At 66.4% G+C, this 19,651-nt stretch carries 22 protein-coding genes; 10 read left to right on the plus strand and 12 right to left on the minus strand.

Annotated features, from left to right (window positions below):
- The first annotated feature begins 164 nt into the window (after positions 1-164).
- Positions 165-911 carry an SDR family oxidoreductase gene (locus EH231_RS26205; RefSeq protein ID WP_090424333.1) on the plus strand — a complete coding sequence of 249 codons (747 nt, stop codon included), beginning with the start codon at positions 165-167 and terminating at the stop codon, positions 909-911.
- Between the two features lie 70 nt (positions 912-981).
- On the opposite strand, the gene EH231_RS26210 is transcribed toward EH231_RS26205, so the two are convergent.
- Entirely contained in the window at positions 982-2,310 is a 1,329-nt protein-coding gene (locus EH231_RS26210; RefSeq protein ID WP_090424332.1) for a L,D-transpeptidase, read from the minus strand.
- A gap of 6 nt (positions 2,311-2,316) precedes the next feature.
- A complete protein-coding gene (locus tag EH231_RS26215) occupies positions 2,317-3,411 on the minus strand; it encodes a UDP-N-acetylmuramate dehydrogenase (RefSeq protein WP_124713608.1) in 1,095 nt (364 codons plus the stop codon).
- A 26-nt stretch (positions 3,412-3,437) separates the two neighbouring features.
- Here EH231_RS26215 and EH231_RS26220 point away from each other — a divergent pair, with 26 nt between their 5' ends.
- Genes EH231_RS26220 through EH231_RS26240 form a run of 5 tightly spaced genes read left to right on the plus strand, consistent with a single transcriptional unit; the run spans position 3,438 to position 6,969 of the window.
- Positions 3,438-3,944: a DUF2505 domain-containing protein gene (locus tag EH231_RS26220; RefSeq protein ID WP_124713609.1), complete on the plus strand. Its 507-nt coding sequence runs from the start codon at positions 3,438-3,440 to the stop codon at positions 3,942-3,944.
- A gap of 23 nt (positions 3,945-3,967) precedes the next feature.
- Entirely contained in the window at positions 3,968-4,480 is a 513-nt protein-coding gene (locus EH231_RS26225; protein ID WP_090424329.1) for a DUF2505 domain-containing protein, read from the plus strand.
- Positions 4,455-5,261, plus strand: a complete 807-nt coding sequence (locus tag EH231_RS26230; RefSeq protein WP_124713610.1) for a class I SAM-dependent methyltransferase — start codon at positions 4,455-4,457, stop codon at positions 5,259-5,261. The genes EH231_RS26225 and EH231_RS26230 overlap by 26 nt, the downstream gene beginning before the upstream one ends.
- A gap of 5 nt (positions 5,262-5,266) precedes the next feature.
- Positions 5,267-6,082, plus strand: coding sequence for a carbon-nitrogen hydrolase family protein (locus EH231_RS26235; RefSeq protein WP_090424327.1), 816 nt, complete (start codon positions 5,267-5,269; stop codon positions 6,080-6,082).
- Complete coding sequence (locus EH231_RS26240) at positions 6,079-6,969, plus strand: LmeA family phospholipid-binding protein (RefSeq protein ID WP_090424326.1); 891 nt, start codon at positions 6,079-6,081, stop codon at positions 6,967-6,969. Before EH231_RS26235 ends, EH231_RS26240 begins: the two co-directional genes overlap by 4 nt.
- Positions 6,970-6,984: 15 nt before the next feature.
- Here the strand turns inward: EH231_RS26240 and deoC are convergent, their stop codons facing one another.
- From deoC to EH231_RS26270, 6 genes are all read right to left on the minus strand, one after another.
- Entirely contained in the window at positions 6,985-7,665 is a 681-nt protein-coding gene (deoC, locus tag EH231_RS26245) for a deoxyribose-phosphate aldolase (RefSeq protein ID WP_124713611.1), read from the minus strand.
- Positions 7,665-8,087, minus strand: a complete 423-nt coding sequence (locus EH231_RS26250) for a DUF2599 domain-containing protein (protein WP_090424324.1) — start codon at positions 8,085-8,087, stop codon at positions 7,665-7,667. The genes deoC and EH231_RS26250 overlap by 1 nt, the downstream gene beginning before the upstream one ends.
- A 4-nt stretch (positions 8,088-8,091) precedes the next feature.
- The gene (locus EH231_RS26255) at positions 8,092-8,376 is read right to left on the minus strand and encodes a DUF2516 family protein (RefSeq protein WP_090424323.1); all 285 of its coding nucleotides are present in this window, start codon (positions 8,374-8,376) and stop codon (positions 8,092-8,094) included.
- Between the two features lie 81 nt (positions 8,377-8,457).
- Positions 8,458-9,111: a heparin-binding hemagglutinin gene (locus EH231_RS26260; protein ID WP_090424322.1), complete on the minus strand. Its 654-nt coding sequence runs from the start codon at positions 9,109-9,111 to the stop codon at positions 8,458-8,460.
- A gap of 61 nt (positions 9,112-9,172) precedes the next feature.
- The gene (locus EH231_RS26265; RefSeq protein WP_044515636.1) at positions 9,173-9,568 is read right to left on the minus strand and encodes a helix-turn-helix domain-containing protein; all 396 of its coding nucleotides are present in this window, start codon (positions 9,566-9,568) and stop codon (positions 9,173-9,175) included.
- 90 nt (positions 9,569-9,658) lie between these two features.
- Positions 9,659-10,987 (minus strand): DUF445 domain-containing protein, encoded by a 1,329-nt coding sequence (locus EH231_RS26270; protein WP_164481024.1) that lies wholly within the window; start codon positions 10,985-10,987, stop codon positions 9,659-9,661.
- Between the two features lie 106 nt (positions 10,988-11,093).
- On the opposite strand from EH231_RS26270, the gene EH231_RS26275 reads away from it, so the two are divergent.
- The 3 genes from EH231_RS26275 to EH231_RS26285 all read left to right on the plus strand — a co-directional run bounded on the left by EH231_RS26275 (position 11,094) and on the right by EH231_RS26285 (position 13,650).
- Positions 11,094-11,798 carry a TetR/AcrR family transcriptional regulator gene (locus EH231_RS26275; RefSeq protein ID WP_044515633.1) on the plus strand — a complete coding sequence of 235 codons (705 nt, stop codon included), beginning with the start codon at positions 11,094-11,096 and terminating at the stop codon, positions 11,796-11,798.
- A gap of 4 nt (positions 11,799-11,802) precedes the next feature.
- A complete protein-coding gene (locus EH231_RS26280; protein ID WP_164481025.1) occupies positions 11,803-12,669 on the plus strand; it encodes a polyphosphate kinase 2 family protein in 867 nt (288 codons plus the stop codon).
- Positions 12,670-12,786: 117 nt separating this feature from the next.
- On the plus strand, positions 12,787-13,650 hold the full coding sequence (locus EH231_RS26285; RefSeq protein ID WP_124713612.1) for an endonuclease domain-containing protein: 864 nt from the start codon (positions 12,787-12,789) through the stop codon (positions 13,648-13,650).
- 58 nt (positions 13,651-13,708) lie between these two features.
- On the opposite strand, the gene EH231_RS26290 is transcribed toward EH231_RS26285, so the two are convergent.
- From EH231_RS26290 to EH231_RS26305, 4 genes are all read right to left on the minus strand, one after another.
- A complete protein-coding gene (locus EH231_RS26290; RefSeq protein WP_090424318.1) occupies positions 13,709-14,584 on the minus strand; it encodes a cyclopropane mycolic acid synthase family methyltransferase in 876 nt (291 codons plus the stop codon).
- A gap of 152 nt (positions 14,585-14,736) precedes the next feature.
- The gene (locus tag EH231_RS26295) at positions 14,737-15,597 is read right to left on the minus strand and encodes a 3-hydroxybutyryl-CoA dehydrogenase (RefSeq protein WP_084621827.1); all 861 of its coding nucleotides are present in this window, start codon (positions 15,595-15,597) and stop codon (positions 14,737-14,739) included.
- A 101-nt stretch (positions 15,598-15,698) separates the two neighbouring features.
- On the minus strand, positions 15,699-16,985 hold the full coding sequence (gene aceA / locus EH231_RS26300; protein ID WP_090424317.1) for an isocitrate lyase: 1,287 nt from the start codon (positions 16,983-16,985) through the stop codon (positions 15,699-15,701).
- A gap of 278 nt (positions 16,986-17,263) precedes the next feature.
- Positions 17,264-18,085: an acyl-[acyl-carrier-protein] thioesterase gene (locus EH231_RS26305; protein ID WP_124713613.1), complete on the minus strand. Its 822-nt coding sequence runs from the start codon at positions 18,083-18,085 to the stop codon at positions 17,264-17,266.
- A 118-nt stretch (positions 18,086-18,203) separates the two neighbouring features.
- On the opposite strand from EH231_RS26305, the gene ramB reads away from it, so the two are divergent.
- Positions 18,204-19,619 carry an acetate metabolism transcriptional regulator RamB gene (gene ramB / locus EH231_RS26310; protein WP_090424316.1) on the plus strand — a complete coding sequence of 472 codons (1,416 nt, stop codon included), beginning with the start codon at positions 18,204-18,206 and terminating at the stop codon, positions 19,617-19,619.
- Positions 19,620-19,651: the final 32 nt, after the last annotated feature.

Genomic DNA, 19,651 nt, shown 5'->3' on the forward strand with positions numbered 1-19,651 from the left:
TGGTGGGGGGAGACCACACCTGGCGACTCAGCAGGACGGGAAAACGGTGTCCGGGTTCAGTCAGGCGCGGCGGGGTGCGCAACAACAACACGCACGCCGCACGAAGCGGGACTGGAGCTTTCCGGACACACGAAGAACTTAGCACGCCATCTAATGTTGGTCAGGTGACGACATCACAGTCAGAAAAAAGGGTGGCAGTGGTTACCGGCGCCAGCGCCGGGATCGGTGCCGCGACCGCCAAATCCCTTGCCGCCCAGGGCTTTCACGTCATCTGTGCGGCCCGCCGGAAAGACCGGATCGAGGCGCTGGCCGAGCAGATCGGCGGCACCGCGATTGTGGCGGACGTCACTGACCAGGCCGCGGTCGACGCCATGGCGGCCCAGTTGGACCGGGTGGACGTGCTGGTGAACAACGCCGGCGGGGCCCGGGGGCTGGAGCCCGTTCTGGACGCTGACCTGGACCATTGGCGGTGGATGTGGGAAACCAACGTGCTGGGCACCCTCCGGGTCTCCCGGGCGCTGCTACCCAAGCTCATCGCCTCCGGCGACGGCCTGATCGTCACGGTCACCTCGATCGCGGCGTTCGAGACATACGACGGCGGCTCGGGATACACCGCGGCCAAGCACGCCCAGGGTGCGCTGCACCGCACACTGCGCGGTGAGCTGCTCGGAAAACCGGTGCGGCTCAGCGAGATTGCGCCGGGCGCGGTGGAGACCGATTTCTCGCTGGTGCGCTTCGACGGCGATCAGGAGCGCGCCGACAACGTGTACCGGGGCATCACCCCGCTGGTCGCCGAAGATGTCGCCGAGGTGATCGGGTTCGTCGCGTCGCGGCCCTCACACGTGAACCTCGACCAGATTGTGATCCGGCCGCGCGACCAGGCGCCGCACGGTCGGTTCAACCGGAAATAGCCACCCGATCAACGCAGTGGTCGTTCGGCCATACAGCAGACGACCATTGCGTTGCTCTCAGCGCAGGGTCCTAGCCCCCGGGTGTGGGCTTGGGGGGCGTGGTGGTCGTCGGCGTGCCGGACAGCGTGGGCGCGTCCGTGGGCGTCGCCGGAGCACTGGCAGGCAGGTTCGCCGGCGAATCCTCCGTGGACAGCGCCGACATGGACTTCCACTCGCTCCAGTCCACCGCCCAGTCCCAGAGGTCGCCGTCGGCGTAGGACAGGTCGATGCGGGTGCCGGTCACCTCGACAGGGTCGCCGTACATCGCGCTGTTGAAGTACTGCTGCGAGTTCTCCAGGTTCAGGTTGATGCAGCCGTTGGTGACGTTGGTGTTGCCCTGCGAACCGATGCTGTTGGGGTTGCAGTGGATGAACTCGCCGTTGTTGGAGATCCGCACCGCGAAGCGTTCGTGCACGTTGGAGTACCCGGCAGCCGGGTTGGTCATCCAGAAGTCCTCGTACTTCTCGGTGACCACATGGACGCCGCTACGCGTGACGTTGCGGTCCAGGTCGCCTTCGCCGTAGCTGCACGGGAAGTCCATGATCACCGCGCCGGAGCCGTCGAGCACCTGGATGCGGTGGCTGGACGCCTCGGCCTTGACCACCTGGCGCCGCCCGATCTCGAAGTCGAGCGTGGAGTCGGCCGCACCGTAGGCGCCGTCGCCGAAGCTGACCCCGTACAGCGGTGCCTTGACACTGACCTTCGTGCCGGCCGGGTAGTACTCCCGGGTCCGCCAGTGCACACGTGAGCCCCCGGCTTCGTCGGGCAGCCAGGCCCAGCTGCCCTCGACAGCGGGCGTGGTGGTGACCTGGAGGGCCTTTTCGATGGCCCCGCGGTACTTGTCGTCGATCGCGGCGTCGAACTGCAGGATGATCGGCGCAGCCACGCCGACGACCTGGCCGTCGGCGAGCTGGAACTGACCGTTGACCTGTTTCTGCGGGGCGACGGTGGTGAACTTGCCCTGCACGGGTGCGGCCTTGCCGTCCTTGCCCACCACGGAGCCGGCCCACGTGTAGGCGGATTCGTAGCCGAGGGGTTCGGTGACAGTGAACGCCGTGCGGTCACTGTTGAATTTGCCGGCGACCACTTTGCCGTTGGCATTGGTCAGGCTCACGCGCTGGAACGTGCCGTTCTCGACCTTTACGCCGACGGGCGCGGTCGGCAGCACATCCTCGGAATCAGCGGCAGGCTCGTAGGTCACCGTCGGCGCCGCCGGCTCCTCGGCCTGAGGCGAGGAGATGGGAGATTCTCCCGAGCACGCGGCCAGCAACCCGGCTCCCACTCCGACGGTCAACACCGTCAGGGCACGCCGCCGATTGAACAACGGCGCATCGGCCTCTATATCACCGGCAGGGCTCACGTGGATCTAGGGTACTGATAGTTCGCACCCAAACAGAATCGGCTCGGGCTGCAGAGTGATCCCGAAGCGGTCCCGAACACCCGCCTGAACCGCTCTGGCCAGGGCAATCACATCGGAAGTGTTCGCCTCGCCACGATTGGTCAAAGCCAGCGCATGTTTGGTGGAAAGCCGCGCGGGGGCCCCGTCACCGGGGTAACCCTTCCCGAAGCCGGCGTGCTCGACGAGCCAGCCTGCGGCCAGCTTGACCCCGTCAGGTGCGGGGTAGTGCGGCACCCGTCCGGCCTCCGCCGACCCGGCGTCGGCCCGGAAGATGGCCTGCACCCGCTCGAACTCGGCCTGTGACACCACCGGGTTGGTGAAGAACGACCCGACACTCCACGTGTCGTGGTCGTGTTCGTCGAGCACCATGCCTTTGCCCGCACGCAACTGCAGCACGGTCTGGCGAACTCGCATCGGTTCGGCGCGCTCCCCCGGCTCGACGCCCAGCGCGTTGGCCAGTTCGCGGTAGCGCAGCGGTGCGCTTCTGCCCGCCTCGTCGAGCGCGAACTCCACCTCGAGCACGATGACGGCATCGGAGTGTTTGAGGCTGCTGGTGCGGTACCCGAACTTGAGTTCTTCCGGTGCGGCCCAACGGTCTTCGCCCGTACGCCGGTCTAGGAGTCGCACCCGGCTGATGGTGTCGGCAACCTCCGCCCCGTAGGCGCCCACGTTCTGCACCGGGGTGGCCCCGGCCGACCCCGGTATGCCGGACAGGCATTCGAGCCCGCCCAGGCCGTGCTGCAGTGAGGCGACCACGACGTCGTCGAACACGGCGCCGGCCTCGGCGCGCAGCAGGTTGCCCTCGACCATGATGGCGGTGTTGGCCACGCGCACCACGGTGAGGTCGGGCATCGTGTCGGCCAGGTCGTCGGCCAGCACCACGTTCGATCCGCCGGCCAGCACCAGGATCGGGTCGCTCACCGCCCGCAGCACATCGATGAGCTGATCGGTGCTGGTGCAGGTCAGCACCCGGTGCGCCACGGGTCCGACCCGCAGCGTCGTCAGCGGGGCCAGCGCGACCGCCTCCGCGACCGCGACACCGGCAACATACGAACTGACCACGGGCCGTAACGGTAGCCTGACCAGCTATGCCGCGATCATTCGACATGGCCACCGACTACGAAGCCAGCGTCGAACAGGTCCACCGGGCATTCGCCGACGAACGGTATTGGCTGGCCCGGCTCGCCGATTCGGGGGCCGACGAAACCACGCTGGACGCCTTGACCGTGACCGGCGACGGCGGTATCGAGGCGATCACCACGCAGATCCTGCGCGCGGACCGGTTGCCCGGACTGGTGTCGCAGTTTCACCGCGGCGATCTGAGGATCCGACGCGAGGAGCACTGGCAGCCGATCCGGGACGGCTCGTCCCATGGCACGGTCCAGGGCTCGATCGCCGGAGCGCCGGTGTCCCTGTCCGGAACCGCGACACTCACCGCGACAGCCGGCGGATCCCGCTTGTCGGTGCACATCTCGGTCGAGGTGAGGGTGCCGCTGGTCGGCGGCAAGATCGAGAGTTTCATCGGCTCGCAGCTGACCGACCTGTTGAAAGCCGAGCAGCGCTTCACCTCGGTGTGGATCGCCGACCGCGGCTGAGCCCGGCGGTACCGTCGTTAGCCATGAGCCGGAGCCAGCAGTCCACGATGGCGTTCGACGCACCCGCCGAAACGGTCTACGCCGCGTACGCGAGCGGCGAGTACTGGCAGGCCCTGATGGACCGGTACGACGAGCTGACGCCGGGCAAGTCCGACATCACGGAATTCAGCTCCGGCGAGCGCGGGATCGAGATCGAGTTCCGGCAGGTGCTGCCACGCGCGGAGCTGCCCGCGATCCTGCGGCCGGTGATCCCGCTCGACCTGGCCATCACCCGCAGGCATTTTTTCGGCCCGTTCGACCAGAGCGGCGTGAACGGGCACTACTCAGCGTCGGTTTCACACGCCCCGGGCCGGCTCGACGGCAGCTACGTGCTGGCCAAGGCCGCGACCGGCAGCCGGCTGCACGTCGACAGCAGGTGCAAGGTGTCGATGCCCCTGCTCGGCGGCAAGCTCGAAGACATGGTCCTGCAGTCCGTCAAAGACGTGTTCACCATCGAGGGGGCGTTCACCGCTGACTGGATCTCCGAACACGTCTAGACCCGTCGGGGCCGTCACCAGAGGCACCACCGGCTACAACCGGCTGCGCCGCAGCGACCGCTGGCTGGTGCACTCGCCGCGGGTGCGCACCGCCTTGCGGGCCGCCGCCGATCCGCTGGTGGTCGACCTCGGGTACGGTGCGCTGCCGGTCACCACCCTGGAACTGGCCTCGAGGCTGCGGGCCGTGCGCACCGACGTCCGTGTCGTCGGTCTGGAGATCCATCCCGAACGGGTGACCACAGCGCGTGCGGTGGCCGGCGCCACCGATGTGCAGTTCGCGCTCGGCGGGTTCGAGTTGGCCGGCCTGCGCCCGGTGCTGGTGCGGGCGTTCAACGTGTTGCGTCAGTACCCGGTCGAGGCGGTGCCGGAGGCCTGGGCCACCATGTCGCGCCGGCTTGCGCCCGGTGGGCTGATCATCGACGGAACCTGCGACGAGCTGGGCCGCAGATGCTGCTGGGTGCTGCTGGACGAGGGCGGGCCGGTGAGCCTGACGCTGGCCTGTGACCCGTTCAGCATCGAGCGTCCCTCGGATCTGGCCGAACGGCTGCCGAAGGTGCTGATCCACCACAACATCGAAGGCCAGCCGATCCATGCGTTGCTCGGCGCTGCCGACCGGGCCTGGGCCAGCGCGGCCGGGCACGGCGTGTTCGGGCCACGGGTGCGCTGGCGGGCCATGGTGGAGCTGCTGCGCGCGGAGGGTTACCCGGTCGCGGCGCCGCGCCGGCGGATGCGGGACGGTGTGCTCACCGTCCCGTGGACGACCATCGCGCCACTAAGCTGAAGCACATGCGAATTGCCCTGGCGCAGATCGCCGCCGGCGCCGACACCTCGTCGAATCTGAAGCTGGTCGACGAGTTCACCCGGCGCGCCGCCGATGACGGCGCCCGGTTGGTGTTGTTCCCCGAGGCCACGATGTGCCGGTTCGGCGTGCCGCTGGCCCCGGTCGCCGAGGGCCTGGACGGGCCGTGGGCGACGGGGGTGCGCGAGATCGCGGCACGCGCCGGGGTGGTCGTGGTGGCCGGAATGTTCGTCCCCAGCGACGACGGGCGGGTCACCAACACCCTGATCGCGACGGGCCCCGGCGTCGACGCGCACTACCACAAGATCCACCTCTACGACGCCTTCGGTTTCACCGAATCGCGAACTGTCGCACCGGGTTTCGATCCCGTGACGATCACCGTCGACGGGATCACCGTCGGCCTGACCACCTGTTACGACGTCCGGTTCCCGGAGCTCTACGTGGAGTTGGCCCGTCGCGGCGCCCAGCTGATCACCGTGCATGCCTCGTGGGGATCGGGGCCCGGCAAGCTGGAGCAGTGGACCCTGCTGGCCCGGGCCCGAGCGCTGGACACGACCGGTTTCATCGCCGCGGTGGACCAGGCCTACCCGGGCGACGAGATCGCCAAGGTCGGGCCGACGGGTGTCGGCGGCAGCCTGGTGGCCTCCCCCACCGGCGAAGTTCTCGCCGCGGCCGGCGCCGACCCTCAGTTGCTGGTCTTCGACGCCGACCTCGATGCCGCCAACCAGGTCCGGGACACCATCGCGGTGCTGCAGAACCGCTCACAGTTCGCTCAGTTCGGTAAGGCACAATCGCTGGGGTGACCGATCCCTGGGCTCGCCCAACCGACCAGTCCCCGCCGGCGCCTACCCAGGCGCTGCCTCCGCAACCGCCGGCGGATCAGCCGGGTCAGGTCGACGGACAGACACCCGCCGCTCCCCAGCCGCAGGACTCCTCGGCACTGGCGAAGGTCAAGAAGCTGTTCTCGGATCCGCTCTCGGTGGTGCTGGTCTTCGTGATCGTGGTCGCCCTGATCGCCGCCGGGGTGCTGGGCGGCGAGTTGTACGCCCGCAGCCGTGCCGACAAGATCGTCGCCTCGATCGTGGAATGCACCGTGCAGGACGGGGCGAAGGCCTCGTTCGATCCGCTGCCGCCGTTCCTGCTGCAGCACGTGACCGGGCACTACACCAACATCAACATCGAGACCGCCGGCAACCAGATCCGCGATGCCAAGGGCATGAAGGTGAAGCTGGACATCAGGGATGTGCGGATCCAGGAGACCGCTGACGCCAGCGGCACCGTGGGCTCGCTGGTCGCCGACATCTCCTGGAGCACCGACGGCATCCGTCAGACCGTGGCCGACCTGGTGCAGCTGCCGTTCATTGGCTCGGCCATCTCGGACGTGAAGACCAACCCGTCCAACGGGACCATCGAACTCAAGGGCCTGCTCGGCACCATCACCGCCAAGCCCACGGTGGTCAACAAGGGCATCTCGATGCAGATCGTCGACCTGAGCGCGATCGGCCTGTCCTGGCCGCGGGAGACCCTGCAGCCGATCCTGGACAAGTTCACCGCCCAGCTCACCGAGAACTACCCGATGGGGATCCACGCGGACAGCGTGCAGGTCACCGACAAAGGGGTGGAGGCGAAGTTCTCCACCACGAACGCGTCGATGCCGAGGGCCGAAGAGGACCCCTGCTTCAAGCTCTAGGTTTTCCGCGCCGGCCTAACCGGTGAGGCCGTCGAGCACCGCACGGGTGCCCGACAGGCCGAGCCGGGTGGCCCCGGCGTCGAGCATCGCCACGGCCGCCTCGGCGGTCAGGATGCCGCCGCTGGCCTTGACCCCCACGCCGTCTCCCACCGCGCGGGCCATCAGTTCGACGGCCCGGATGGAGGCACCGCCGCTGGGATGGAAGCCGGTGGAGGTCTTGACGAAGTCGGCCCCGGCGCTGACGGCCACCCGGCAGACGTCCTGCAACAACTCCTCGCCTGCGAATTCCAGCAGCGCCGCGGACTCGACGATCACCTTGAGCGTGGCACTGGGTACGGCGGCCCGCACCGCGGCGATCTCGGCCGCGGTCGCGCCCAGATCCTTGGTCAGCGCGGTTCCGACGTCGATCACCATGTCGATCTCGCCGGCACCTGCCGCCACGGCCAATTGCGATTCCCGGGCCTTGATCTCGGCCAGGTGCTTGCCCGACGGGAAGCCGGACACCGCCGCCACCGCCAGTTGGGGCGGCGCCGCCGCGGCCGCGGTGGCCACCAGCGACGGCGACACGCATACCGAGAAAACGCCGAGGTCGGCGGCCTCGGCCACCAGTTTCTCGACGTCGGCCACGGTGGCCTCGGGTTTGAGCAGGGTGTGGTCGACCAGCGCCGCCACCTGGGCGCGCGTGTAGCCGCCCATCAGAACGGTTCCTCGCTGCCGCCGGGATTGCATCCGCTGGCCAGCATCACCTCGGGGGCGACCTCGGGTCGCCACGGCTCCAGGTTCCAGCTGGTCTTGCCGGGCTCGGCGAGTTCGGCGAACGTCCAGTGGCACAGGAACTGCTCATGCATCCCGGGCAGGTCGGCGTCCGGGGACTGGCTCAGCACCTCAGCCCACGCCTGATCGGCCTGGGCTGCGCTGCCGGGCTGGTGGGTCAATGCGCGGGCGGCATCGGTGGGATACACGCGCAGGCTCGACAGGTCGCCCCATTTGGCCCATTGGACGTGGTCGACGTACACGTGGTCGCCAGAGCCGGGATCGGCGGCCGCGGTGGGGGCCCAGATAAGTACCGCGCCCAGCGCGATACCCGCCGCGCCGAGCGCGGCCAGTGGTGAGCGCATCGGGTCAGCGTGACTTTCCCTGGATGTCCAGCAGTTTTGGCCGCACGTCGACGAGGTAGATCCCGGCGGCGCAGGCACAGATGGCGGCGCCGAAAGCATCGCGCAGCAGCAGGGCCAGCAGCAGGCTCACCCCGAGGATCGCCAGCCATACCGGCTTCGTGAGCTTGCCCGTCGCCGTATAGGCATCCGGGCGCTGCACGGCGGCGTGCACGAACGCATAGACGCCCACGCAGAAGACGACGACGACCAGTACAAAGACAATGACGCCCGCAAGGTTGGCAAGTTGCACCTCACCAGCCTATGCGGGCGTCATCACTGACGTCGACCGACAGGGCTCAGGTCCCCGTAGACATCACGGTCGACACCGGTACTACTTCTGGGTGACCTTCTTGGCCGGGGCGGCCGTGGTCTTCTTGGCAGCCGGAGCGGCCTTCTTGGCCGGAGCGGCCGGGGCGGCCTTCTTGGCAGCCGGAGCGGCCTTCTTGGCCGGGGCAGCAGCCTTCGCGGCGGCGGTCTCGGTGGCCTTCTCGACCTTCTTCGGCAGTTCCACGCCGACCAGCTTGGCGGCGCGCTCGCCGACCGCGCGGGTCTGCGAGGCCACGGTGCCCAGCGCATCCTGGGTCAGCTCGGTGACCTGGTCGGTGTAGCCCTCGACCCGGCTGGCGGCTTCCTCGATGGCCGGCTGGTTGCGCAGGCGCTCCAGCGCCGCCTCGCCGCGCTCGACGAGCTTGTTGTAGGTGGCGGTGGCCTGATCGGCGTAGCCCTCGGCGGCCTTGCGCAGCTCGTCAGAGGAGAGCTTGTCGCGCAGCTCGTCGAACTGGGCCGGCAGGTCTTCCTGCAGCTTGGTCAGGCGGGCGCGGCCTTCCTCGACACGAGCCTCGGCGTCGGTACGCGCACCCTCGGCACGCTCGCGCAGGCTGGCGACGATCTCGTTGACCGTGGCCAGGGCCAGGTCAGCGGCACCGACGGCGGCAAGCAGCGGGGCCTTGAGGTCTTCGATGGTGGGCTGAGTCTTCTCGGTCATGCGAATTCCTTTCTCAGGATGGGCTTTTCGTGCGAATGGTTATCGGGTAGCTGGTGAGGAGTCAGTCAGTGGTCGGCTCCTCACCTGCTTCGGCTTCGTTCTGCTGCCGGAACGATGTGTAGATATCGAGCAGCACCTGCTTCTGCCGCTCGGTGATCCCCACGTCGTTGACGATGGCGTCGCGGACCTCGCTGGGCTCGCTGGGCTCCAAGATCCCGGCGCGCACATAGAGGACTTCCGCAGACACCCGCAGCGCCTTCGCGATCTGGTTGAGCACGTCGGCGGAGGGTTTCCGCAATCCCCGTTCGATCTGGCTCAGATAGGGATTGCTGACGCCGGCCTTCTCGGCCAACTGCCGTACCGATACCTGCGCCGCCTCACGCTGGGCCCGGATGAAACTTCCGATGTCCTGCGCAGCGTTGGAGACGACAGCCGCGAGATTTTCGTCTTGCGCCATGTCATTCCCCCTCGTAGGCCGTGTATCCGTTAACGACGAAATTCACGCTACGACGGGGTGCTAACTTTTGCAAGCACTAGTTAGCGCAGGTCAGAAGAGTAGTTGGGCTATCGAATAGATGATCAGACCGGCCAGCGAGCCCACCACCGTGCCGTTGATCCGGATGAACTGCAGGTCACGGCCCACATGGAGCTCGATCCGACGGCTCGCCTCGTCCGCATCCCAGCGTTCGATGGTCTCGGTGATGATTGCTGTGATCTCGGTCCCATACTCGGCGACCAGGTGTTTTGCCCCCCGAATGATCCAACTGTCGACCTTGTCGCGTAGCTCGGAGTCGTCACGCAACGACTCACCGATGCGCATCACCGAGTCGGCGATCCGGGTCCGCAGCGCCGAGGACGGGTCGTCCACCGACTCAAGGATGATCCGCTTGGCCGCCGCCCACGCGGTCTCGGCCGCCCGGGCCACCTCGTCGCGGCCCATGAGCTGCTCCTTGACGTTCTCCGCTCGCTGAATCGTCGCCTCGTCGTGCTGCAGGTCGTCGGCGAACTCGAACAGGAACCTCGTGGCCGAACGCCGCAGCTCGTGGTCGGGGTTGCGGCGCACCTTGTCGGTGAAGTCCATCAACTCGCGGTGGATCCGGTCCCCCACCAGGTGGTCCACCCAGCGCGGCGACCAGGTCGGCGAATCGCGCTCGATGACGCGCTCGATGACCTCGCCGGAGTTCAGCGACCATTGGAACGCGCGGTCGCACAGCAGCTGGATCAGCGCTTCCTGACGGCCCTCCTGCAGCAGCGTCGACAACACCCGGCCGATCGGCGGGCCCCACTTCGGTTCGGCGATGCGCTTGACGATCATCCGGTCCAGCACGTGCTGGACGTCCTCGTCGCGCAGCATCTCCACGCCGACGCGCAGCACGGTCGACGCCTCGGCGGCCACCCGCTCGGCATGCGAACGGTCGGACAGCCACTTACCGAACCGGCCCGCCACCTGGGCATCGTGCAGCTTGTTCGCGATCACCTCGGGAGACATGAAGTTCTCCCGGACGAACGTGCCGAGACCCTCGCCCAGCTGGTCCTTCTTGCGTTTGATGATCGCGGTGTGCGGGATGGGCACCCCGAGCGGGTGCTTGAACAGGGCGGTCACCGCGAACCAGTCGGCAAGCGCGCCGACCATGCCGGCCTCGGCGGCAGCCCGCACGTAACCCACCCAACCGGCGGCGCCCCGCGATTGCGCCCAGGTGCACAACAGGAAGATCACCGTGGCGCCGACCAGGAAGCCCAGCGCAACCAGCTTCATCCTCCGCAAACCCCGCAGGCGCTCGGCGTCGGCAGCGCTGTCCGCACCGGCCAGTGTCTCGGCAAAACTTGGCCGCGGGCCCACAAGCGTGCGGGCTCCGGCGTCGGTTCGATGTGCCACCTTTCCATCTTGCGCTATCGCCGCGACTGACGGTCTGACCCACGGACCGGTATCCGCAGATTCGCCGTAGTATCAAGTGGAACTAGGGAATGGGACTACTGCGACTGTGGCACAGCAGACTCCGCCGGTGACGGTGAAGACCGATGGACGCAAGCGGCGCTGGCACCAGCACAAGGTGGAGCGGCGCAATGAGTTGGTCGACGGCACCCTCGAAGCGATCCGACGCCAGGGCAGCAACGTCAGCATGGATGAGATCGCCGCTGAGATCGGTGTGTCCAAGACTGTGCTGTACCGCTACTTCGTCGACAAGAACGACCTCACCACCGCAGTGATGATGCGGTTCGCCCAGACCACCCTGATCCCCAATATGGCTGCGGCGCTGTCCTCCAACCTCGACGGTTTCGCCCTCACCCGCGAGATCATCAAGGTGTACGTGGAAACGGTTGCGGCTGAACCGGAGATCTATCCGTTCGTGATGGCGAACAACTCGGCGAGCAAGAGCAAAGCCGTCGCCGATTCCGAGCAGATCATCGCCCGCATGCTGGCCGTCATGCTGCGCCGCCGGATGGCCCAGGTCGGCATGGACACCCGGGGCGCGGAAGCGTGGGCGTTTCACACCGTCGGCGGCGTCCAGTTGGCCACCCACTCCTGGATGTCGAATCCGCGGATGACCGCCGACGAACTGATCGACTACCTGACCATGCTGTCCTGGAACGCGCTCTGCGGCATCGTCGAAGTGGGCGGCTCACTGGAAAAGTTCAACTCACTGCCGCACCCGTCGCCGGTTTTGCCGCCACAACTGCTTGACTGAGCGGGTGAGCGACAGAGATCTGCCTGCCCTGTGGACCCACGAACCACATGACCAGCTGGCTTTCCGCCCGGGCGACGAGGTCGCGCGAATCGACACCAACAGCACGCCGGGATTCCGCGGGAACAAGAGCGATGCGCCCACCCTGCAGACCGAACGGAATCTGCGGCTCGCTTCGCTGCAGGAAATGCTCTACGCCCGCAGCAAGAGTGGCGACGACAACCGCTCGGTGCTGCTGATCCTGCAGGGCATGGACACCGCCGGCAAGGGTGGAATCGTCAAACATGTTGTGGGAGCGGCAAACCCACAGGGAATCCGGTACACCAGCTTCGGCAAGCCGACCGAGGAGGAGCGAGCCCACCACTACCTGTGGCGGATTCGCAACGCGCTCCCGCCGGCCGGACACATCGGGGTGTTCGACCGCTCGCACTACGAGGACGTTCTCATCGTCCGCGTGCACAACCTGGTGCCGCCGGACGTCTGGGGCGCGCGCTACGACGAGATCAACGCGTTCGAACGCGAATTGGTCGATGCCGGCACCACGCTCGTGAAGGTCGCCATGTTCGTCTCACTGGCCGAGCAGAAGGCGCGCCTGTCCGAACGGCTGGAGCGGCCCGACAAGTACTGGAAGTACAACCCGGCCGACATCGACGAGCGGCTGCTGTGGCCCAAGTACCAGGAGGCCTACCAGGCCATGCTGGAGAAGACGTCGACCGATTACGCGCCGTGGCACATCGTGCCGTGCGACAGGAAGTGGTACAGCCGCCTGGCCATCACCGAGTTGCTCATCGAGGCGCTCAAGGGCCTCAACATGTCGTGGCCGCCGCCGGACTTCGACGTCGAGGCGGAGAAGAAGCGGCTGGCTGACGCCTGAGTCCTCCCCGTATTGCGCCGACACTACGGTTTGTGACGGATTTCGCCGCGATTCCGTCATAACCCGTAGTCTCGGCGGGCGCGGGAACCAGCTGCGCGCACCCCACGTCGAATATCCGTGGGGCAGATCATCGTGGGCAGCGAGGCGATGGCGGCGGGGTCCGCTACCCGCCAGACATTGCGGTCCAAATATGTCATGGTGCACCAGAATGTCTATGCGCCAACAGGTTTGCTGCTGACCGCACATGACCGGGCGATGGCCGCGTGGCTGTGGTCGGGCCGCAACGCCACGCTTGCCGGGTATTCCGCCGCGGCAGTGCTGGGTAGCAAATGGCTCCCCGACGACTCGCCGGCCGAATTGGCCCGCACCCGCCAGCCCTCGCCGCCCGGGATCCTGATCCACACCGGCGTCATCGCCGACGACGAGCTTCAACTCGTCGGCGAGACGACCTGCACCAGCGTCGCCCGCACCTGCTACGACATCGGCCGACGCCAGCCGCTCGACACGGCGATCATCCGCATCGATGCCCTGCTGAACGTCACACACGTCGGCGTCGACCGGGTCGTGGATATCGCGGAGCGCTATCCCGGCGCCCGCGGTATCCGGCGACTGCGCAAGGCACTCGACCTCGCCGACGCGGGAGCCGAATCCCCGCAGGAGACGCGGCTTCGCCTGGTGCTCATCAGGGGTGGACTGCCCCGCCCTGCCACGCAGATTCCGGTTGCCGACGAGTGGGGCCGGGTACGACGGCGGATCGACATGGGTTGGCCCGATTGGATGGTCGGCGTCGAGTACGACGGAGACCAGCACTGGAGTAGCCCGGAGGACCATGAGAACGACATCGTCCGGCTGGAATTCCTGGCATCCCGCGGCTGGACGATAGTGCGGGTCAGTGCCCGTCAACTGCGGTGCCGGCAGCCTGAGATCGTCGCTCGGGTGCACAACGCCTTAAAGCACTCACGCCGAAACTACGGGTTGTGACAGATTCCAAGCGAAATCCATCAAAAACCGTAGTTTCGGCGTGAGAGGAGAAGCGAAACTACTTGACCAGCGTGAACTGGCCGATGTTGGTGATGCCACGACGGAAGAAGTCGGCGCAACCGGTCAGGTACTTCATGAACCGGTCGTACACTTCCTGGCCCTGCAGGGCGATGGCCTCGTCCTTGGCCGCCTCCAGGTTGGCCGCCCACATGTCCAGCGTGCGCGCGTAGTGCGGACGCAGCAGGTGGATGCGCTCCAGCTTGAAGCCCGAGCCGTCGGCCAGCTTCTCGATGTCCTCGACCGCAGGCAGCTGCCCACCGGGGAAGATCTCCTCACCGATGAACTTCATGAACTTCAGGTCGCTGATCGTCAGCTTGATGTTGTTCTCACGGAAGAACTGCTGGGTGTGCGCCAGGATCGTGTGCAGCAGCATCCGGCCGCCGTTGTCCGGCAAGATGCTGTAGGCGCGCTCGAAGAAGATCGGGTAGCGCTCCTGCTTGAAGGCTTCGAACGCGCCGATCGAGACGATGCGGTCGACGGGCTCGTTGAACTCCTCCCAGCCCTGCAGCCGGATCTCGATGTTGCGGTTGGTGTCGATCTTGGCCAGCCGCTTGCGGGCGTATTCCGACTGCTCCTTGCTCAGCGTGATACCGATGACGTTGACGTCGTGGTTGATCAACGCGCGCTCCAGGCAGCCGCCCCAGCCGCAGCCGATGTCGAGCAGCGTCATACCCGGCTTGAGGTCGAGCTTGCCCAGCGCGAGGTCGAACTTGGCGTTCTGCGACTCCTCGAGGTTCATGTCCTCGCGCTCGTAGTAACCGCAGGTGTAACCCATGGTCGGCCCGAGGAAGAGTGCATAGAACTCGTTCGAGATGTCGTAGATCGACTGCGACTCCTCGTAGTACGGAGCAAGATCGGACTCGACGTTAGACATGCGAAAAATTACCTCTTTGCGTTTTCTGCTGCTGACGACCGACGGTTGGGGGCCGACGCGTGTTTCTACATGCAGACTCTATAGAGCGAGCCGGCAGGCCCTACTGTGGGTAGACTAGCTAAGCCTCGGCCATAGTGCCAGCGCGGGTCGATTCAGTACTTGTAGAAGCCCTGGCCCGATTTCTTGCCCAGTTGTCCCGCCTCCACCATGCGCAGCAGAAGCGGCGGCGCGGCGTACAAAGGCTCTTTGAACTCGTCAAACATCTTGTCAGCGATGAGCTTTAGGGTGTCCAAACCGACCAGATCGGACAGCCGCAGCGGTCCCATGGGGTGGGACAGTCCGGCCACCACAGCCTTGTCGACATCGTCAATTGTGGCAAAGCCACCCTCGACCATTCGGACCGCCGCCAAGAGGTATGGAACCAGCAACGCGTTGACCACGAAACCGGACCGGTCAGCACAACGGACAACCTGTTTTCCGAGAACCGTGCTGGCGAATTCCTCGACGCGCGCAGCGGCGGCCTCGTCGGTGGTCAGGGCGCTGATCAATTCGACCAGCGGCAACACCGGAACCGGGTTGAAGAAGTGCAGACCGAGAACCCTGGCAGGATTCTGGGTAGCTGCTGCGAGTTTCATGATCGGGATGCTGGACGTGTTCGACGCCAGCACGGCGTCCGGGTCGGTGACGATGCGATCCAGGTCGGCGAAGATCTTGGTCTTGACGGCCTCGTCCTCGATCACGGCCTCGATGACCAGCTGCCGATCAGCCAGATCGGCGAGTGTGGTGGTGAACTTCAGCTTGCCCAGCGCGGCGTCCTTCTCCCCCTCGGTGATCTTGCCCGCACTGACTCCGCGCTCGAGGGACTTGGTGATCCGGTTGCGTCCGGCGGTCACGAAGGCGTCGGCGGTGTCGAACACCAGCACGTCCACGCCCGCGCGCGCGGACACCTCGGCGATCCCGCCACCCATCTGGCCGGCGCCGATCACACCTACTCGTTCAATTTGATTGCTCACTACTTCACTTTCGTCTCAATATGCGGGCACGCGACAGGCCCCGCCCAAGAATTCTGAGCGGGGCCTGCGCTGTCAACCCTGCGGGTCCAGAGGTCCCAGACTTAGTGGAACTGACCCTCTTCGGTGGAACCGGCCAGCGCGGTGGTCGAGCTGTTGGGGTCCACGGTGGTGGCAATCCGGTCGAAGTAGCCGGCGCCAACCTCGCGCTGGTGCTTGGTGGCGGTGTAACCGCGCTCCTCGGCGGCGAACTCGCGCTCCTGCAGCTCGACGTAGGCCTTCATCTGCTCGCGGGCGTAGCCGTGGGCCAGGTCGAACATCGAGTAGTTGAGGGCGTGGAAGCCGGCCAGCGTGATGAACTGGAACTTGAAGCCCATCGCGCCCAGCTCGCGCTGGAACTTGGCGATGGTGTCGTCGTCCAGGTGCTGCTTCCAGTTGAAGGACGGCGAGCAGTTGTAGGACAGCATCTGGTCCGGGAACTCGCTCTTGACGCCTTCGGCGAACTTCTTGGCCAGCTCCAGGTCCGGGGTGCCGGTCTCCATCCAGATCAGGTCGGCGTACGGCGCGTAGGCCTTGGCGCGGGCGATGCACGGCTCCAGGCCGTTCTGCACCCGGTAGAAGCCCTCGTTGGTGCGCTCGCCGGTGATGAACGGGCGGTCGCGCTCGTCCACATCGGAGGTGATCAGGGTGGCAGCCTCGGCGTCGGTGCGCGCGATGACCAGGGTGGGCACGTCGGCGACGTCAGCGGCCAGGCGGGCCGAGGTCAGGGTGCGGATGTGCTGCTGGGTGGGGATCAGCACCTTGCCACCGAGGTGGCCGCACTTCTTCTCCGAGGCCAGCTGGTCTTCCCAGTGCGAGCCGGCGACACCGGCGGCGATCATGGCCTTCTGGAGCTCGTAGACGTTGAGCGCACCACCGAAGCCGGCCTCACCGTCGGCGACGATCGGGGCGAGCCAGTTCTCGACCGAGGTGTCGCCCTCGACCTTGGCGATCTGGTCGGCGCGCAGCAGCGCGTTGTTGATGCGGCGGACGACCTGCGGCACCGAGTTGGCCGGGTAGAGGCTCTGGTCGGGGTAGGTGTGGCCGGACAGGTTGGCGTCACCGGCGACCTGCCACCCGGACAGGTAGATGGCCTTGAGGCCGGCGCGGACCTGCTGCACGGCCTGGTTACCGGTCAGCGCGCCCAGCGCGTTGACGAAGTCCATGTCGTGGAGCTGCTCCCACAGCACCTCGGCGCCGCGACGGGCGAGGGTGTTCTCCTCGACGACGGAGCCCTGCAGGGCAACCACGTCGGCCGGGGTGTAGGTACGGGTGATGCCCTTCCAGCGGGGGTTGTGATCCCAATCGTGCTGGATCTGCTCCGGTGACTTGGGGGTGCCCACGGTCGACATAGGACTGCTCCTTCGGGTTGTTTCAGTCGCCTTGCTCCGCCGCCGTGCCGTTCGCCTTGTTAATTGCTAACGCCGTGGCAGCTTCACTGATGTGCTAACCCGACGATGGCACAGCACATATCCGCAGGTCCACCCGTTTCAGTTGCCAAGTTTCGCCAAAGCGCTTAGTTAACTTGCAAAGGTTGCGAAGAAATATGATGGCTGTACCGGTTCAGAAGCTACCGACGAGTAGGCCAAAGGTGCAGGTCAGTACGCTCGTACTGTTAAACCGGGAGGGGTCAGAGCGAGAACAGTGATGCGATCGCTTTTGTCTCGTCGCCGACGGCATATGTGAGCGTTCTAACAGTGCGATCGGAGAGCTCTTCGCCGAATTTGTCGGTCGATCCGGCCGGGTGAACATGCGACAGGATCTCGAGCTTCTCGCCGAGGGCCACCGCGGCGTCGTGCTCGATGGTCACCCGCAGCGGCTTCTCCAGCAGCTCGGGATGCGAGTACAGGTAGTCCTCGACCACCGTCCAGTAGACCGAGTTGTTCATGTGATCGAACAGGTCGATGTCGGACACCCGCACCGGGTACTCGCGGATCTCGGCCGCGTCCTCACGACTGCCGGCCTTCAGGTAGGACTTCCAGCGCAGACGGGATTCGTCGGTGGTGCGGCGCAGGCCCGACAGGAAGTCGTCGGAGATCCGGGAGGGCCCCTGCGTCTCCCGGTTGATGTGGATCCAGAACGCCTCGGACTCCATCAACCCACCCTTGCGGCCGTCGATACGCACCCGCATCTCGCACCACCGGTTGGACGTCCCCGAACACCACCGCCGCATCCGCAGGATGTCGCCGCCCTCGATGGGCCGGATCAGATCGATCATCGTGCGGCGGACGATCCATGCGGGGTGGACGTCCTCGTAGCCCATCTCCCGCAGCTGATCCTGGCCGATGTCCTGAATGTGCCGGCACGCGCCGTCGAACCGCAGTCGGCCGGCGCGGTCGACGTCGGCCATCCGCAGCGGCCATTCCCGGTCGAAGACATCGGGATGGGGATCGGGCACCGGCATCATCACCTTGTTGAGCCCGGTGGTCGAATTCTGCGCGGTTCCCGTCATGGTCATCTCCAGTCGCTGTCGTCTGAGCCGATCATGCCAGGCAGCCCGACACTGTCAGTAGTGACCGAACTGCCAAGAATGCAAAGGCAGCCTTCGCACCCTTGTTAGGCTGTTTGACGTGGCAAAAACGTTCGTGGGGTCGCGGGTGCGGCAACTACGGAGCGAGCGTGGTTTCAGCCAGGCGGCGCTGGCCCAGATGCTGGAGATCTCCCCCAGTTACCTGAACCAGATCGAGCATGACGTACGCCCGCTGACCGTGGCGGTGCTGCTGCGCATCACCGAGGTGTTCGGGGTGGACGCGACGTTCTTCGCCTCCCACGACGACACCCGGCTGGTCGCCGAGATGCGCGAGGTCACGATGGACCGCGACCTCGGTGCGGACATGGACGTCGCCGAAGTCGCCGACATGGTCGCGGCATACCCGAACTTCGCCCGCGCGATGGTCAACCTGCACCGTCGTTACCGGCTGACCACCACGCAACTGGCGGCCGCCACCGAGGACCGCTATTCCGACGGCAGCGGCAGCGGTTCGATCACCATGCCGCACGAGGAAGTGCGCGACTACTTCTACCAACGGCAGAACTATCTGCACGAACTCGACACCGCCGCCGAGGATCTGACCGCCAAGATCCGCATGCACCGCGGCGATCTGGCCGGGGAGCTGGCCAACCGGATGACCACGGTGCACGGCGTCCGGATCGTGCGGCGCATCGACCTGGGCGACACCGTGCTGCACCGCTACGACCCGGCCACCAAGACCCTGGAGATGGGCAACCATCTCTCCAGCGGCCAGCAGGTCTTCAAGATGGCGGCCGAACTGGCCTTCCTGGAGTTCGGCGACCTCATCGCCAAGATGGTCGACGAGGGCATGTTCACCAGCGACGAATCCCGCACCCTGGCCCGTCTCGGGCTGGCCAACTACTTCGCCGCGGCCACGGTGCTGCCCTATCGCCAGTTCCACGATGTGACGGAGAATTTCCGCTACGACGTGGAGCGGCTGTCGGCGTTCTACTCGGTGAGCTACGAGACCATCGCGCACCGGCTGTCCACCCTGCAGCGCCCGTCGATGCGCGGTGTGCCGTTCTCCTTCGTCCGGGTCGACCGCGCGGGCAACATGTCAAAGCGCCAGTCCGCCACCGGCTTTCACTTCTCCTCATCGGGTGGCACCTGCCCGTTGTGGAACGTCTACGAGACCTTCGGCAATCCCGGCAAGATCGGCGTGCAGATCGCCCAGATGCCCGACGGCCGCAACTACATGTGGGTGGCCCGCACCGTGGAGCGACGCGCGTCGCGCTACGGGCAGCCCGGCAAGACCTTTGCCATCGGCCTCGGATGCGAACTGCGCCATGCCCATCGGCTGGTGTACTCCGAAGGGCTGGACCTCTCCGGCGAGGTGGCCACACCCATCGGCTCGGGCTGCCGCGTGTGCGAACGCGACAATTGCCCGCAACGCGCGTTCCCGGCGCTCGGCAAGGCGCTCGACCTCAACGAGCACCGCTCGACGGTGTCGCCGTACTTGGTGCGACAGCCGTAGCCGCTGATATCCCGCTGTTTCTGCGCAGTGGC

The sequence above is a fragment of the Mycolicibacterium nivoides genome (assembly GCF_003855255.1).
In the GTDB taxonomy this organism is placed as follows: Bacteria; Actinomycetota; Actinomycetes; order Mycobacteriales; family Mycobacteriaceae; genus Mycobacterium; species Mycobacterium nivoides.

Excerpts from the sequence above, each read along its gene's own strand:
- EH231_RS26220 (WP_124713609.1), top strand. The coding sequence starts at position 3,438 with ATGCCGCGATCATTCGACATGGCCACCGACTACGAAGCCAGCGTCGAA.
- EH231_RS26225 (WP_090424329.1), top strand. The coding sequence starts at position 3,968 with ATGAGCCGGAGCCAGCAGTCCACGATGGCGTTCGACGCACCCGCCGAA.
- EH231_RS26235 (WP_090424327.1), top strand. The coding sequence starts at position 5,267 with ATGCGAATTGCCCTGGCGCAGATCGCCGCCGGCGCCGACACCTCGTCG.
- deoC (WP_124713611.1), bottom strand. The coding sequence starts at position 7,665 with ATGGGCGGCTACACGCGCGCCCAGGTGGCGGCGCTGGTCGACCACACC.
- EH231_RS26250 (WP_090424324.1), bottom strand. The coding sequence starts at position 8,087 with ATGCGCTCACCACTGGCCGCGCTCGGCGCGGCGGGTATCGCGCTGGGC.
- EH231_RS26260 (WP_090424322.1), bottom strand. The coding sequence starts at position 9,111 with ATGACCGAGAAGACTCAGCCCACCATCGAAGACCTCAAGGCCCCGCTG.
- EH231_RS26265 (WP_044515636.1), bottom strand. The coding sequence starts at position 9,568 with ATGGCGCAAGACGAAAATCTCGCGGCTGTCGTCTCCAACGCTGCGCAG.
- EH231_RS26290 (WP_090424318.1), bottom strand. The coding sequence starts at position 14,584 with ATGTCTAACGTCGAGTCCGATCTTGCTCCGTACTACGAGGAGTCGCAG.
- aceA (WP_090424317.1), bottom strand. The coding sequence starts at position 16,985 with ATGTCGACCGTGGGCACCCCCAAGTCACCGGAGCAGATCCAGCACGAT.
- EH231_RS26305 (WP_124713613.1), bottom strand. The coding sequence starts at position 18,085 with ATGACGGGAACCGCGCAGAATTCGACCACCGGGCTCAACAAGGTGATG.